We start from the raw sequence: 16,211 nt of genomic DNA on the forward strand, positions 1-16,211 counted from the left end.
ATGTCACTATCCGCGCAGAGAATATGATAAACAATCTCCGCCGGGCGGCAACAGTGCGCCCGGCGTTTTAACTTATTTCAGACGATACGCTATCACCGCATCACCCTCTTTGGTGCCCAGAGAACCGTGACCTCCCGCTGCGATAACCACATACTGCCGGTTATCTGCCCCCATATAGGTGGATGGCGTGGCCTGGCCGCCAGCTGGCAACTCGGTCTGCCACAACAACTTACCGGTACTGATATCATAAGCGCGGAAGAAATTATCTGCCGTCGCACCATGGAACACCAGATCGCCGGCGGTAACCAGAGGACCGCCATGCGCCACCATGCCCATCGGGAAACCTATCGGGAAACGACCGGGCAGGAAGGTGGTTTTCAGGTTTTTGGTGGTACCGACACGACGCAACCACACGGTTTTACCGCTGGTCAGATCAACCCCAACCATCCGTCCCCACGGCGGCGCAATACATGGGATCCCCAAACTGGACGCAAACTGCTGGATATGGATAGCGTAATCCCCCTGGAAGTTTTCGTTCCAGTATGGCGTGCCTTCCTGGGTGAACAGACGCTTATCGGCCGTCTGTGGCGTACGCTTAATCAGATTATATTTGTAAGCCAGACGAACCGGTGAAGCGATCAGGATCTGTCGCTGTGGATCGACCGCCACCGATCCCCAGTTGAAGACACCGATGTTGCCAGGGAAAATAATGCTGCCCGCTTCGGTAGACGGTGTCCATGGATTGCCATCATAACGCATTGATTTAAAGTCGATACGACAAGCCATCTGATCAAACGGCGTCATCCCCCACATGGATTTTTCGTTCAGTGGCTCCGGGATAAAGTTCAGCGCGGAAACCGGCTGGGTCGGTGAGTACTTTTCCCCGGCAATACCGTTGGTCGACACATCCACCTGATTAATCGGGTATACCGGCTGCCCCGTCAGTCGGTTCAGCACGAACAAATTACCGGTCTTGGTCGGCAGAATAACAACCGGTTGACGCTTGCCCTGGTAGTCGATATCCAACAGCGAAGGCTGAGACGGATTATCACGGTCCCACAAATCGTGTCTTGACGACTGGAAGCGCCATTTGAAAGCCCCTGTTTTCAGGTCCAGCGCCACTAACGTGTCACGGAATTTCTCGCTGTTGCTGCTTTCATCGCGTTCGATCCCCAGCTCATCCGGCGAGGCATTACCAAACGGCACATAGACCAGACCATTTTTCATGTCTGCACTCAGGGTGCCCCAGGCAACCGGCGTATCCTGCGGGTAAGTCTGATCGCCCGTCAGCGGCTGCGTGTTATCTGGATTGGCCGGATCAAAGTTCCACACCAGACGGCCGGTTATCACATCATACGCACGGATAACCCCTGACGGGTTACCGCGGTTATAACCGTTATCCATCACCGAACCACCGACAATCACCAGATTGCCAGCCACCAGCGGCGCCGCGGTCTGCATCAGCGCATGTGGGCGGACTTTGCCCATATTGGCGCTTAAATCAACAATCCCATGATTGCCGAAATCGCTGCACAGCTTGCCGGTATCGGCATCAATCGCCAGCAACTTAGCATCGTTAGCGGCGTTGAAAATACGCTTGCGGCACACCGTTGTCACCGCAGACTGAACGCTATTTTCTGCGGGTGGCGCTTCGTAATAACTCACGCCGCGGCAGGTCTGATGCTGCTGTAAATAAGAGCGGTCTTTTGTCGGCTCATATTTCCACTTCAGCTCACCGGTTTCCGGATTCAGGGCATGGACCTCGTTATGCGGCGTACAAAAATAAAGGGTGTTATTGACTTTAATCGGCGTGGCTTCAAAGGTGTATTCAGTCGCATCCTGAGCATTACGCAGATCACCAGTATGATAAGTCCACGCGACTTGCAGATTGCTGACGTTATCTGTGCTTATCTGCTTCAGGGCAGAGAAACGCTGGCCGTTATTATTGCCGCCGTAAGCGACCCAGTCATTGCTGACACTATTGCTGTCAGCAATCGGGGTACGCTGATTGGTGATATTTCCAGCCTGTGGGTAGGGATCGTAAAACATCAGGCCAATCACAATGGCGATCATGATGATGACGGTGGTACCGAGAAAAGGATGAAATTTTGCCGGATTTGCCGGGTTCTGTGCTTTTGTCAGCGGAGCAACCACCCAGGGCATTGCCAGCCAGAAACCGATCAAACCAATCAGATCGCCTCGTGGGATCCACTGCCATTTATCGAAGCCCACCTCATAAATCATCCAGGCCAGCACCAGCCACATCAATATGGCATAGATGGATAACGCCATTGTTTTGTTTTTAAACAATGCAACGGCTGTTATTAGCAGACCGATCGCCATAATGACATAAAATGGCGTCCCGCCGAGTAACAGCAGCTTACCCCCCATGTAAAGCATGGCGAAACCGACTATCGCTATAACCACACTTGTTAACTTATTAATCATTTTTTCTCTCAATATAAATAAATGAATGGCTTACACCCCTTAAAATATTACCATTATACAACATTTTATTAACAATAAAATGTTCGATAAATCCTCCCTTCCTTATAAAGAACACTCATCAAGCGTGCCAGTACGCCCAATAAGTGACAACGTCACCAAGACAGTGAATGAAAATCCATCAGGAAGCAATTTGATGACGTTCGTGCAGTCATTTCCCTGACGATGACTATAGCGCTTAATATAACCGCGCAGAGAGAAAATGAGCGAGGCGTGGTGGGGTGAAGCGCCAGAATTCTCTGACGCAACGGCAGGATAGGGTCTTATTGCTGGTAGAGGTTGCGGAGTTTTGCCTGGTAGGCCGCCATGTCATGTTCATCACGGATCCGGCCAATGGCCGCATTGGCTTTCTGGATGATCTGTTCAGGGTGTGCAACGATATCCACCAGCAGATTTTTCAACTGACTCACGGTCCCCTGACGCAGTCTGTCACGATCGGCCGTCGATGATACCGTATACTCGCTGTCTTCATTGAGCTGATGGCTAATCTGCCATCCGGCCTCCTGCGGGTTGATCTCCGGCAGCGCACGGACGTTGGTGGTGATAATCGGACAGCCGCAAGACTGCATCTCAAGCACCGAAAAACCGTAAGTTTCCGCCCAGGTTGGCAACAGGCCGATATCGGCTTTCTGCAACAATGTCAGTACCTGTTCATTAGGCATAAAAGCGTGATGCTCAAACAGGCTGTGTCTGGCAATAACCGCTTCGGTGTTACTGTAAAACTGGGGATCGTCCTGATAGTGGCCCAACGCATAGTTATGACGTTTTTCCAGATCGCCAATCAAAGTGACTTTGACCTGATCTGGCGAGATTTTGCCTTCATTGAGCAATTGTTCAAAAGCGGCCACGATTTCTCCCCCACCTTTGCGGTAAAACTCATTACCAACAAAGACAAAATGGATCGGCTGGTCACTTTGGCGCGGTTGACGCGCCTGCAGATATAATTTCTGCGGGGGATGGAGCACCACCATTTTTTTGAGGATCGCGTCTGAAAGCTCGGGACTGCAGCGGAGCAATTTTTGTTCCATCCGATATGCCGCTTGCGACAGCGCGATCAATGCCAGACAGTTTCCCGCGGCCAGGGCAGGAAAAAGCTTTTTGAGCTGAGGAATATTGTCACTTTTATTACCACCAGGCGGCGGCAATATCCGTGGCAGTTCGGTTTCAAATGTAGCCACCCACTGGCGTTCAGTTAGTGCCACATCGTTAAAAACATGAAAAATATCAACATCTTTTGTCGATAATCCTGCTAACGGTTTAAACAGGAAATTTTTCCGTTTCTTCAACACTTTCTGATTGAAAATATTCAGATAGTAATAAAGATTCTTATTTTTGTAATTAACATATTCCACTCCGCTATCGACAATGATTGTCCTTTTCTCCGGGTAGTTATTATTGGATATACCGACTCTCATTAAAGAACACCTCATTAAAGACATTAGCAGCCTGGAACATGGGCTTTATCATCTGTCCAGATCCATTTATTATTTTAGACTACCACATATTCCTGGGCTGTAAAGTCAGGTATATTCTTAATACTGTTCATTATTTTCGATGCCAGCAGGCTACCGCGCCCGATCAGGATTCGACCCAGACGGTCTGTGCATTGGTGAACTCGCGGATACCGAAATGTGACAACTCCCGACCAAAACCACTGTGCTTCACGCCGCCAATAGGAACGCGTGGATCAGAGAAGCTGGGGGAATTGATAAACACGCCGCCAGTCACTATTTGTGTCGCCAGTTGACGTGCTTTTGCCAGATCGTTGCTCCACAGGCTTCCCCCCAGACCGAACGCGGAATCATTCGCCATCGCTACCGCATGGTCTGCGTCTTTCGCCATAATCAGCGAGGCGACCGGACCAAACAGCTCCTGACAGAAACTGGTCATTCCCGGTTTGACGTTACTCAACACCGTAGGGGCATAGAAGTTACCTTCCCCCGCGATTTTCTGCCCACCGAGCAAACATTCAGCGCCTTCTGCCAGCGTCGCCTGAACCTGCGTATGCAGTTCATCACGCAGATCGTAACGCGCCATCGGACCGATAAAGGTCGCCGGATCACTCGGATCGCCAACCACCATCTCTTTCACCGCGGCGATAAACTTGTCACGGAAACAGTCAAAGACCGCCTCTTCCACGATGATGCGTTTCGCCGCGATACAAATCTGTCCGCTGTTGATAAAGCGCCCGGTAATGGCCCCCTGTACGGCTGCATCAATATCAGCATCAGCCAGCACGATAAAAGCATCCGACCCACCCAGCTCCAGTACGCTTTTCTTGACCGCGGCCCCCGCAATGCTGGCGATCGCCGCTCCGGCACGCACACTGCCGGTGACAGTCACCGCGGCAATACGGCGGTCATTAATCATCTTCGCCACTGCGTCGTTATCCGCGTTCACCACGCCAAACATCCCCTGCGGCACCCCGGATCCGGCCAGGATCTCCTGCAACAACAGCGTGGTACCCATGACGTTTGGCGCCGGTTTCAGCAGATAGCTGTTACCTGCCATAAAAATAGGTGCCGCGCCACGCAGTACCTGCCAGACCGGGAAATTCCACGGCATTACTGCCAGGACAGGCCCCAGCGGCAGGTACTGCACGTAAGCTTTATTATTTTCCACCAGGGTTGGCTCTGGTGCCAGGAACCCCGGCCCCTGCTGCGCATACCATTCACACAGGCGCGCACATTTTTCCACTTCCGCCTGGCTTTGGCTGATGGGTTTACCCATTTCCGTCGTCATCATCACCGCCAGTTCCCGCGTGCGCTGACGCAATCCAGCGGCGATGCTCAGCAGCAATGCGCGACGTTCGGCCACGGCACTGTTGCGCCATAACTGAAAAGCGTCATCCGCCTGGCGCAGTACGTTTTCTACTTCCACAACGGAAGCAAACGGGGTCTGGCGGATAATTTCGCCGTTAAATGGATTACGGGATACAGCAAATGAAGCAGTCATAACAAGTCTCCTGAGGCACACGGCATTGCTCCCTGAGTGCCAATTATTGGTGTTGATACGGCCATCATAGGCTTGCGGACATTTCCTGAAAAATGAATAATAATGAAAATATCCTGCTCAAAATGAGAAAGACCATGGAGTTGACGCAGCTGGAAGTGTTCCGCGCGATTGCAGAAGAAGGCAGTGTCACCGCCGCCGCAGAGCGGCTACACCGGGTACCGTCGAATATCTCCACCCGTTTACGCCAGTTGGAAGAAGAACTGGGGGTGGCGCTGTTCAGCCGTGAGAAACTTCGTCTGCATATTACCGATGCCGGCAGAACGCTACTGGATTACGCGGCGCGCATCCTGGCATTAACAGAAGAAGCCCGTGAACGGGTGTCCAGTCAGTTGCCCGCTGGAATATTTACCCTTGGGGCGATTGAGAGCACTGCCGCAGTGCGTCTGCCTCCATTGATCGCCCGTTATCATCAGACATGGCCCGAGGTAGAGCTGGATCTGTCAACCGGCCCTTCCGGTGAGATGATCGACGGCCTGCTGGCCGGAAGGTTCAGCGCGGTGTTTATTGACGGGCCACCGAAACATCCTCAACTGGAAGGCATGGCGGTTTTTGCCGAAGAAATGGTGTTGATCACTTCGCTCAATCATCCGCCGGTCAGATCCGCTGCAGATATTGCCGGAGCGACCATTTATGCCTTTCGCGCTAACTGCTCTTACCGGCGTTTATTTGAAAACTGGTTTGCACAGGATAATGCCGCGCCAGGTAAAATTTTCGAAATGGAGTCCTACCATGGCATTGTCGCCTGTGTCAGTGCGGGAGCCGGACTGGCGATGATACCGGCAAGTATGTTGCAAAATATGCCAGGACGGGACAGCGTCAAAGCCTGGCCTCTGGCGAGGCCGTGGGGTGAACTGCATATCTGGCTGGTGTGGCGTAAAGGCAACCTGTCCGCTAATCTGCAGGCGATAGTGAATATGCTGAACGCGGAAGATCAGACCATTTGATTGACAAACAGAATAGAACGGCGCTGCTGCTGGTTCAACTTATGACGGATGACATGCATACGGCCATAGCGTCTTGACTGCCCTTCCAGCCAGCGAGCCCGGCGGCGCTTGATCTGGCGCGACATCCGCCAACGTGCGACTTCATTTCTACTCCGTCTCATTTCACCCTCTGAGGTTAAAACTGGTGCCACATTATAAACATTTCCACCATCAGACCAGATCCGATGACTTTGCAACAGAAAAGATTTGCCCTGCTGTTATCTGCACGTAAACTCCTTGTATTCAAGCGTGAATGGGATTTCCACTGACATGTCGACTTTTTATACTGTACTCAGCTGGCTGCTGGTTTTTGGCTACTGGCTGTTGATCGCCAGTGTGACCTTGAGAATTCTGATGAAGCGCCGTACAGTCCCTTCGGCCATGGCCTGGTTGCTGATCATCTATATCCTGCCGCTGGTCGGGATCATCGCTTATCTTTCGTTTGGCGAATTGCATCTGGGGAAACGCCGTGCCGAACGCGCACGAACCATGTGGCCCTCCACCGCTAAATGGCTGAACGATTTAAAATCCTGCCACCAAATTTTTTCCCATGACAACAGTGACGTGGCCCGTGCATTGTTCCAACTGTGTGAAAAACGCCAGGGCGTGGCGGGAGTCAAAGGTAATCAGCTACAACTGCTTACCTCGACTGACGATACCCTGCAGGCGTTGATCCGCGATATTCAGCTGGCGCGTCATCATATCGAGATGGTGTTCTATATCTGGCAGCCGGGCGGACTGGCGGATGAAGTGGCGGAATCACTGATGGCCGCCGCACGACGTGGCGTACAATGCCGCTTAATGCTCGACTCAGCCGGTAGCGTGCAGTTTTTCCGTAGCCCGTGGGCCACAATGATGCGCAATGCCGGTATCGAGGTCGTGGAATCACTGAAAGTAAGCCTGCTGCGTGTATTTCTGCGCCGAATGGATCTCCGTCAGCACCGTAAAGTCGTGTTGATTGATAATTATATAGCCTACACCGGCAGTATGAATCTGGTAGACCCACGCTACTTCAAACAAGATGCAGGTGTCGGCCAGTGGGTTGATCTGATGGCGCGGATGGAAGGTCCGGTGGCCACGACGATGGGGATTATCTACGCCTGTGACTGGGAAATTGAAACCGGTAAACGTATTCTGCCGCCGTCGCCAGATGGCAATATCATGCCTTTCGAACAGGAAAGCGGCCATACCATTCAGGTGATTGCTTCCGGTCCGGGTTTCCCGGAGGACCTGATCCACCAGGCCCTGCTGACCGCAGTCTATGCCGCGCGGGAGCAGTTGATCATGACCACCCCCTATTTTGTCCCCAGCGATGACCTGTTGCACGCTATCTGCACTGCCGCGCAACGTGGCGTGGATGTCAGTATCATTGTACCGCGGCACAACGATTCAATGCTGGTTGGCTGGGCCAGCCGCGCCTTCTTTGCCGAGTTGCTGGAGGCCGGGGTGAAAATTTATCAGTTCGAAGAAGGTCTGTTGCACACCAAAAGCGTGCTGGTCGATGGCCAACTGAGTCTGGTCGGCACGGTTAATCTGGATATGCGCAGCCTGTGGCTGAATTTTGAGATAACCTTGGTGATTGATGATGACGGTTTCGGCGGCGATTTGGCCCGGGTGCAGGATGATTATATCGCCCGTTCACGACTACTGGACGGGAAACGCTGGTCTCGCCGTGCTTACTGGCAGCGAATTGTCGAACGACTGTTTTACTTCTTCAGTCCATTGCTGTAAAACGAGCGAAATTGTACAGCTCCCTGGCGGGGCATGATGGGAAATGTTATGGATTTAAATAATCGCCTTACCGAAGACGAAACGCTGGAACAGGCTTACGATATTTTTCTTGAGCTGGCGGCAGATAACCTGGATCCAGCCGATATCATCCTGTTCAACCTGCAGTTTGAAGAACGTGGCGGCGCGGAGTTATTTGACCCGGCGGAAGACTGGGCTGAACACGTTGATTTTGACCTGAATCCGGATTTCTTCTCCGAAGTGGTTATCGGTCTCGGTGAGGTCGATGGCGATCCGATTACCGACGTTTTTGCCCGAGTCCTGCTGTGCCGGGAGAAAGACCACAAACTGTGCCATATTTTGTGGCGCGAGTAAGCGCAGGAAAACGCACGCCCATGTCATCACACTCGCCCCCCAGCAACTGACTCAGCGGTGCGTTACTACAGTGACGTGCGGTGTGATGACTAGCGCGTGCGCAGGTCCTTACAGTGGATCGACCTTCAGGCAGGACACCGCATGCCGGAAATTCCCCTCCAGCAACGGAGCGGTTTTCGCGCATTCTTCCCCGGCCATCGGACAACGAGTGCGGAACACGCAGCCTGATGGCGGATTAATTGGCGAAGGTAATTCGCCTTCCAGCAGTTGGATAACCTTGTTTTTTTCCCGGTCCGGATCGGGGATCGGTACGGCCGACATCAGTGCCCGCGTATAAGGATGCAACGGATTGTGGTAAACCTCATCGTAGGTTCCCAGCTCGACCGCATGGCCTAAATACATCACCAAAACCCGATCAGAAATATGTTTAACCACCGCCAGGTCATGCGCGATAAAAATGAGCGCCAGTCCCATTTCACGCTGCAATTTCTGTAGCAAATTCACCACCTGCGCCTGAATGGATACATCCAGCGCCGATACCGGCTCATCGCAGATAATCAGTTTTGGCTCAAGGATCAACGCCCGGGCAATGCCGATACGCTGGCACTGGCCGCCTGAGAATTCATGGGGATAACGGTTAATCAGGTTAGGCAACAGCCCCACCTTGATCATCATGTTTCTCACCCGCTCCTTCACCTCCTGACGCGGCATCTTCGGATGATAAGTGCGCAACGGCTCTGCAATGATCTCGCCGATAGTCATTCGCGGGTTAAGCGACGCCAGCGGATCCTGGAAAATCATCTGCATATCGTTGCGCGCCTGGCGCCACGCGTCCTCATTCTGTCCCAACAGGTCACGCCCCAGCCAGGCCACACGTCCTGCGGTGGCTTTCGCCAGACCGATGATCGCCCGGGCCAGTGTGGATTTTCCACAACCGGACTCGCCAACCACCCCAAGCGTTTCCCCGGCATAGAGACGCAGACTGACGCCATCAACCGCCTTCAGCGTTTTCGGCGGTTGCCAGAACCATTGTCGCCCCTCTTTGATCGCAAAATGCACCTTCAGATCATCGATTTCCAACAGCACTTTTTTTTCGGCAAGTTCACTCATCGCAGGTCCTCCACCCGTTTGAAACAGGCACGCTGACGTCCCTCGCCGAACACGGTTAACGGTGGCGCAGTGGTACAGATTTCCATCGCATGCGGGCAACGCGGCTGAAACGGACAGCCTTGCGGCAGACGCAACAGGTTTGGCGGATTACCGGGGATAGTGATCAGCGACTCCCCTTCCGCATCCAGTCGCGGCACCGCGTTGAGCAGGCCAATCGAATACGGATGGGATGGTTGATAAAACACATCACGCGCCGTGCCATATTCCATGGTCCTTCCGGCATACATCACCAGCACCTGATCACAAATTCCAGCCACCACCCCGAGGTCATGGGTGATCATGATAATCGCGGTGTTGAACTCGCTTTTTAGCTCATTCAGCAACGTCATGATCTGCGCCTGAACTGTCACGTCCAGCGCGGTGGTTGGCTCATCGGCGATCAACAACTTTGGCCGACACAATAACGCCATAGCGATCATCACGCGTTGACGCATGCCCCCGGAGAACTCGTGCGGGTACATTTTCATTCGTTTACGGGCTTCCGGCATTTTCACCGCATCAAGCATCCGTACTGATTCTTCAAACGCCCGCGCATTGCTCATCCCTTTGTGCAGTTTGAGCACTTCCATCAATTGTTCACCGACCCGCATGTACGGATTCAGCGAGGTCATCGGATCCTGGAAGATTATCGCCATTTCCCCAGCACGCAGGCGGTTGAGCTGTTTCTCCGGCAAATTGAGGATCTCCTGGCCGTTAAATCGCGCCGAGCCGCCAATGCGCCCGTTGCCGGCCAGCAATCCCATCAAGGCGAACGCGGTCTGTGATTTACCGGAACCGGACTCGCCGACAATCCCCAGCGTCTCACCTGCGCTCAGGCTAAAATTCAAGTCGTTTACCGCCGTGACTTCGCCGTCCGGCGTACTAAACGTCACTCGCAGATCCTTCACCGTTAACAGATGTTCATTTGTCGCAGACTGTCGTTCAGTCATATTCATCGGCTGATTCCTTAGCGATCTTTCGGATCGAGGGCATCACGCAGGCCATCGCCGATAAAGTTAAAACAAAACAGCGTCACCACCAGGAATCCTGCCGGGAACAACAGCAACCAGGGTGAGACTTCCATAGAGTTAGCGCCATCGCTAAGCAACGCGCCCCAACTGCTTAGCGGCTCCTGGGTTCCCAGCCCGAGAAAGCTGAGGAACGACTCAAACAGGATCATGCTCGGTACCAACAGCGAGGCATACACCACCACCACGCCAAGCACGTTGGGAACAATATGCCGCCGTACGATATTGCGGGTGGAAACACCCCCAACGTGAGCCGCTTCAATAAACTCTTTACGTTTGAGGCTCAGCGTTTGTCCGCGCACAATACGGGCCATATCCAGCCAGGAAACCAGCCCGATAGCAACGAAAATCAACAGGATATTACGCCCAAAGAAGGTCACCAGCAGGATAACGAAGAACATAAACGGAAAGGAGTTGAGGATCTCCAACAGGCGCATCATCAACGAATCAACTTTGCCGCCAAGGTAACCCGCCAGAGAGCCGTACAGCGTCCCGAGCAGTACCGCCACCAGCGCGGAGGCGATACCGACCATCAGCGAAATACGGCCGCCAATCGCCACCCGGACCAGCAAATCACGACCGGAAGAATCAGTCCCGAAGTAGTGTTTCGAGGCCAGATCCGGCGCCGCCGACATCATGTTCCAGTCCGTGTCGTCATAGCGGAAAGAGGACAACATCGGCGCGAAAATCACAAACAGGGCAATCAGTAGCAATACAATCAGGCTACCCAGTGCCGCGCGATTATGGAAGAAACGGCGACGGGCGTCCTGCCACAAACTGCGACCTTCAACCTCCAGTTGCTCACTGAAAGCGTCGAGAGCATCGCTATTTTTTTTACTCAACATCATGGCGAGCTCCGGAGTCAATAACGAATTTTAGGATCGATGACCGCGTACAGCACGTCAACGATCGCATTGAACAGAATGGTTAATACCCCGACCAGAATGGTCAGGCTCAGCACCAGCGAGTAGTCACGGTTCAGCGCGCCATTAACGAACAACTGACCAATCCCCGGCAGGCCGTAGATGGTTTCAATCACCATCGAACCGGTGATAATGCCGACAAAAGCCGGTCCGAGATAAGACAGTACTGGCAGCATTGCTGGCTTCAGCGCATGACGCAGCACAATACGACGCATCGGCAAACCTTTCGCCCTGGCCGTACGAATAAAGTTGGAGTGCAGTACCTCAATCATCGAACCGCGCGTGATACGGGCGATACTGGCGATATAAGTCAGCGACAGCGCCACCATCGGCAAGATCATGTATTTCACTTGCCCGCCATTCCAGCCACCGCCCGGCAACCATTTAAGGGCGATGGCGAAAATCAGCACCAGCAAAGGCGCCACCACGAAGCTGGGGATCACCACCCCGGTCATCGCCAGACTCATCACCATAAAATCCCATTTACTGTTCTGCCTGAGTGCAGCAATCACCCCGGCCGTTACGCCGAGAATAATCGCCAGAATAAAGGCAGCCAGCCCCAGTTTTGCCGATACCGGGAAGGCGTGGCCAACCAGGTAGTTCACCGAGTAATCTTTATATTTAAACGATGGTCCGAAATCGCCGTGCGCCAGTTGCAACAGATAATCGCCGTACTGCTTCCAGAGCGGATCATTCAGATGATATTTGGCTTCAATGTTCGCCATCACTTCTGGCGACAATGTACGCTCGCCGGTAAAAGGACTTCCCGGCGCCAGACGCATCATAAAAAAGGAAATAGTAATCAAAATGAATAACGTCGGAATCGCTTCCAGAAAACGACGCAAGATAAACTTTAACATTGCCCAACCCTGCTGACTTGTGCCTCAGCACTGCTTAAATCGGGGGGAAAGTCGCCCTTCCCCCAACGTCCTGCTATTAATGCTTAATAATGTACAGATCCTTGTCGTAAACATTATCGAGTGGATCTTTACCGCTATAGCCGCCGACATACGGCTTCACCAGGCGGGTGTTCGCGTAATAATAGACCGGTACAATAACCGAGTCTTTATCCAGAACCTGCTCAGCTTTGGTGTAAAGCGCAGTGCGGGCTTTTTCATCGCTGGCCGCTGCAGCATCCGCCATCACTTTATCGAACGCTGCCGACTGGTAGTGCGCGGTGTTGCTGCTGCTGTTGGACAACATGGTATTCAGGAACGAGGTGGGTTCGTTATAGTCAGCGCACCAGCCCGCCCGCGCCACTTCAAAATTCCCCTGATGGCGGGTATCCAAAAAGGTTTTCCACTCCTGGTTGTTCAACCTGACGTTCACGCCGAGGTTTTTCTTCCAGATTGCCGCGGCGGCAATCGCCAGCTTCTTATGCAAATCGGAGGTGTTATACAGCAGATCAAAGCTCAGCGGCTTGTCCGCGGTATAACCCGCCTCGGCCAGCAGTTTTTTCGCTTCTTCGTTGCGTTTTTCCTGCGACCAACTGAACCATTCCGGTTTGATCACCTCGGCCCCATCCGTGGCGGGCGGTGTGTAGCTGTATGCCGGTTTCTGCCCCTGCGCCAGCACTTTATTCACTATGATGTCGCGATCCAGACCAAGCTTCAGCGCGGTACGCACGCGGGGGTCCGTAAACGGCGCTTTCTGGTTGTTTATTTCGTAATAATAAGTGCACAGATAGGGGTCAACATGCAGTTCCTGCGGATTATCACGCTGCAATTTTTTAAACAGCTCGATTGGCAGATAGTTATAAGTCATGTCACTGCCGCCTTCACTGAAGTAACGATTCACATCACTGACTTCGGAGGAGATGGGCAGGAACGTCACTTTATTGAGCACGGTGTGGGCGTTATCCCAGTAGTATGGGTTACGTACCAGCACAATACGTTCGTTGACCACATGCGACTGCAGTTTGAACGCCCCGTTACCTACCCAGTTTTCCGGCTGGGTCCATTTTTCACCAAATTTTTCGACCGCGGGCTGGTAAACCGGTGACACGGACGGGTGGGTCATCAGCTTGTAGAAATACGGCACGGATTCGCTCAAGGTTACCTGCAGAGTATGCGCGTCCAGCGCCTTAACCCCCAGTGTATCGGGGCTTTTCTTACCGGCAATGATCGCGTCAATATTTTCCAGGTGACCATACTGCAGGTAGCTGGCATAAGGCGATGCCGTTTTCGGATCAGCCAACCGCTGCCAACTGTAAACGAAGTCCTGCGCAGTGACCGGCTCGCCATTCGACCATTTGGCATTGGTACGCAGATGGAAGGTCCAGACTTTACCCTCCCTGTTCTCCCAGCTTTCCGCCACACCAGGGATCGGGCGGCCCTGTGCATCACTGATCAGCAGCCCTTCCAGTAAATCACGGCTGACGTTGGCTTCTGGCACACCTTCAATTTTGTGCGGGTCAAGCGACTGAACTTCGTCACCATTTCCTTTCACCAGTTCCTGCTTCGTCGCCAGTTCAACCCCTGCCGGCACGGTTGCCGCCACTGCCATATTACCTGCCAGGGCAGTCATTACCCCCAGGGCAATCAGGCTGCTTTTCATGCTGTTGTTCATTATTTACCTACTCCCGTTTTTATCATTGTCAATGTGCTCACGGTGGCTAAACCGGGTAAGCGTGGTTCTTCAACCTGCCCTATAAGAAAAGCCAAATCCATTTGCACATCTGATGCCAATGTTCACCAATACAACCAAAAACCAGCAATACACCATTTTTACCCACAACGAAAAATGTCGAAAATGTTAACGCATGCGCTTTTATCGGCACAAAATTCGCCATCAAATGTTATTTAACATGAAGAAATAATCAATAACCACATGAAAAATATGAATTTATATTAATTTGGTGCCCAGGATGGTCCATACAAAAAAGCTCAACGAACAGTAAAGAAATAAAAAGCCATTTTAATTAAATAATTAGAGATATGATTTGTATATAAAACAATTAAAAGAATAAAATTTCACAAAAAGTAAAATATCGCTATTATTTTTTGTTAAGAAAAGTCAAATTTCAGTGGTGGCTGGCCGTTTCATTATCTGTTTCAGTAATTACATTGATAATAGCAATCGATTGTTAAGTAACTCGAATAATTGCACCTTTATAGATCGAAAAAAAATCTTATTGCACCATATGTGTGCAAAACTTTTCAATAAATAGAAAAAAAGCGCAGATTATACGATTTATCAGTGTTTTTTTAGTGAGATAGGAATACCGGGAAGCAGGACAAAACGCCTAATGCGGGGTGTCGAATGGCGCCGGCGCAGATCTCAGAGAAAGGGGTTTTCAGAGCAACTCCCCCCAACAAAGGAGGGCAACCGATGTGTTTATGCGGCTAAGCCGTATGACTGACTGGACGCCGTCAACGCACCACGATCTGAAGTCTCGCAGGAATAGCGATTCAGTTAACCAGTCCGGGGAACAAGGCCTTGATGCCGGTGACCACAAATTCGATACCCAGCGCCATCAGCAGTAGCCCCATGATTCGGGTGATAACATTAATACCGGTTTGCCCAAGCGCCCGTACCATCAATGGCGCGGCACGGAACAATAGCCAGCAACAGAAGGCAAACAGCGCAATCGCCAGACTGAAACCGAGTAAATTCTGCCAACTGTGGTAACGGCTACTCCAGACAATGGTCGAACTGATCGCCCCCGGTCCAGCCATCAACGGCAAAGCCAGTGGGACCACGCCAATACTCTCTCTAATCGCCGTTTCCGATTTTTCCTGCTTATTCTGTTTATCTTCTCCCAACTTGCCGCTGATCATCGACATCGCGATGGTCACCACCAGAATGCCCCCGGCAATACGGAATGAATCAATCGATATACCAAAGAATTTCAGTATGAGGTCGCCCAAAAACAGCGAGGTCCACAGAATGATAGCCACCGAAAGATTGGCCGTCAGATTGGTTTTGTTACGCGCCGCTGGCACCTGGCTGCTGGTCATACTGATAAAAACCGGAATAATGCCAAACGGGTTGACCAGGGCAAACAGCCCAACGAAAAATTTGATATATACGGACAGATCGAAAAGTGCCGGGTTCACACTGAGCTCCTGAACGGGCTTAATTAACAGGCAGCTAATTTAATTGAAAACTCTCGCTGTTACCATGCATAAAAGAAGAAATTTTCAGCTATTTTTCAAGCGTATTGGCAGTGATACAAGGCACTTTATTTAAAATTATTAGCAGATCACTCTTTTTGTATTACTAAAAGAATAATAATACTTATGGGTAAACAAGCAAAGCGGCTAAAAACCTTAAGCTGAAAGGAGTCAGCTTTGGGTAAAGATGACTCAGATCAAAATTAGATTACTCCATAATGGGTAAGATCCGTCATAACAAATGGTCCTGGTGGTGATGTTCGCACTTCCGGCACAGGAAATCGCGCCGAGACTCTTTCAGTAAACCTGTAAAAGTTATTTTAGATAATTGTAGTAAAGTCACACGACCTTAACAGCACATCAACAACCTGTGGCTATACTCGTTAATTC

Annotated in this window: 13 protein-coding genes; 3 read left to right on the forward strand and 10 right to left on the reverse strand. The window is 51.7% G+C overall.

Annotated elements, in window-relative coordinates:
• Positions 1–72 precede the first annotated feature (72 nt).
• The 3 genes from EH228_RS01450 to EH228_RS01460 all read right to left on the reverse strand — a co-directional run bounded on the left by EH228_RS01450 (position 73) and on the right by EH228_RS01460 (position 5,460).
• Positions 73–2,448, reverse strand: a complete 2,376-nt coding sequence (locus tag EH228_RS01450; protein WP_152319923.1) for a membrane-bound PQQ-dependent dehydrogenase, glucose/quinate/shikimate family — start codon at positions 2,446–2,448, stop codon at positions 73–75.
• Positions 2,449–2,768: 320 nt separating this feature from the next.
• Positions 2,769–3,920: a glycosyltransferase family 4 protein gene (locus EH228_RS01455; protein ID WP_152319924.1), complete on the reverse strand. Its 1,152-nt coding sequence runs from the start codon at positions 3,918–3,920 to the stop codon at positions 2,769–2,771.
• A 163-nt stretch (positions 3,921–4,083) separates the two neighbouring features.
• Positions 4,084–5,460: an NAD-dependent succinate-semialdehyde dehydrogenase gene (locus tag EH228_RS01460; protein WP_152319925.1), complete on the reverse strand. Its 1,377-nt coding sequence runs from the start codon at positions 5,458–5,460 to the stop codon at positions 4,084–4,086.
• A gap of 134 nt (positions 5,461–5,594) precedes the next feature.
• On the opposite strand from EH228_RS01460, the gene ptrR reads away from it, so the two are divergent.
• Positions 5,595–6,464, forward strand: coding sequence for a putrescine utilization regulator PtrR (gene ptrR / locus EH228_RS01465; protein ID WP_152319926.1), 870 nt, complete (start codon positions 5,595–5,597; stop codon positions 6,462–6,464).
• Here the strand turns inward: ptrR and EH228_RS01470 are convergent.
• Positions 6,452–6,625 (reverse strand): YciY family protein, encoded by a 174-nt coding sequence (locus tag EH228_RS01470; protein ID WP_152319927.1) that lies wholly within the window; start codon positions 6,623–6,625, stop codon positions 6,452–6,454. The two genes, ptrR and EH228_RS01470, sit on opposite strands and share 13 nt — an antisense overlap.
• Positions 6,626–6,773: 148 nt before the next feature.
• Here EH228_RS01470 and cls point away from each other — a divergent pair, with 148 nt between their 5' ends.
• Both cls and EH228_RS01480 read left to right on the forward strand, forming a co-directional pair.
• Complete coding sequence (cls, locus tag EH228_RS01475; protein ID WP_152319928.1) at positions 6,774–8,234, forward strand: cardiolipin synthase; 1,461 nt, start codon at positions 6,774–6,776, stop codon at positions 8,232–8,234.
• Positions 8,235–8,282: 48 nt separating this feature from the next.
• Positions 8,283–8,606, forward strand: coding sequence for an HI1450 family dsDNA-mimic protein (locus EH228_RS01480; protein ID WP_152319929.1), 324 nt, complete (start codon positions 8,283–8,285; stop codon positions 8,604–8,606).
• Between the two features lie 108 nt (positions 8,607–8,714).
• Here EH228_RS01480 and oppF read toward each other — a convergent pair whose 3' ends face one another.
• The 6 genes from oppF to EH228_RS01510 form a co-directional block, all read right to left on the reverse strand.
• Complete coding sequence (gene oppF / locus EH228_RS01485; protein ID WP_152319930.1) at positions 8,715–9,716, reverse strand: murein tripeptide/oligopeptide ABC transporter ATP binding protein OppF; 1,002 nt, start codon at positions 9,714–9,716, stop codon at positions 8,715–8,717.
• On the reverse strand, positions 9,713–10,711 hold the full coding sequence (oppD, locus tag EH228_RS01490; RefSeq protein WP_152319931.1) for an ABC transporter ATP-binding protein: 999 nt from the start codon (positions 10,709–10,711) through the stop codon (positions 9,713–9,715). The genes oppF and oppD overlap by 4 nt, the downstream gene beginning before the upstream one ends.
• An 11-nt stretch (positions 10,712–10,722) precedes the next feature.
• Positions 10,723–11,631, reverse strand: coding sequence for an oligopeptide ABC transporter permease OppC (oppC, locus tag EH228_RS01495; RefSeq protein WP_152319932.1), 909 nt, complete (start codon positions 11,629–11,631; stop codon positions 10,723–10,725).
• Between the two features lie 14 nt (positions 11,632–11,645).
• Positions 11,646–12,566: an oligopeptide ABC transporter permease OppB gene (oppB, locus tag EH228_RS01500; protein WP_152319933.1), complete on the reverse strand. Its 921-nt coding sequence runs from the start codon at positions 12,564–12,566 to the stop codon at positions 11,646–11,648.
• Between the two features lie 76 nt (positions 12,567–12,642).
• On the reverse strand, positions 12,643–14,274 hold the full coding sequence (oppA, locus tag EH228_RS01505) for an oligopeptide ABC transporter substrate-binding protein OppA (protein WP_152319934.1): 1,632 nt from the start codon (positions 14,272–14,274) through the stop codon (positions 12,643–12,645).
• Positions 14,275–15,116: 842 nt separating this feature from the next.
• Complete coding sequence (locus EH228_RS01510) at positions 15,117–15,764, reverse strand: YchE family NAAT transporter (RefSeq protein WP_152319935.1); 648 nt, start codon at positions 15,762–15,764, stop codon at positions 15,117–15,119.
• Positions 15,765–16,211 lie beyond the last annotated feature (447 nt).

Origin of the sequence: Erwinia endophytica (genome assembly GCF_009295515.1) — a bacterium.
Classification (GTDB): domain Bacteria; phylum Pseudomonadota; class Gammaproteobacteria; order Enterobacterales; family Enterobacteriaceae; genus Erwinia; species Erwinia endophytica.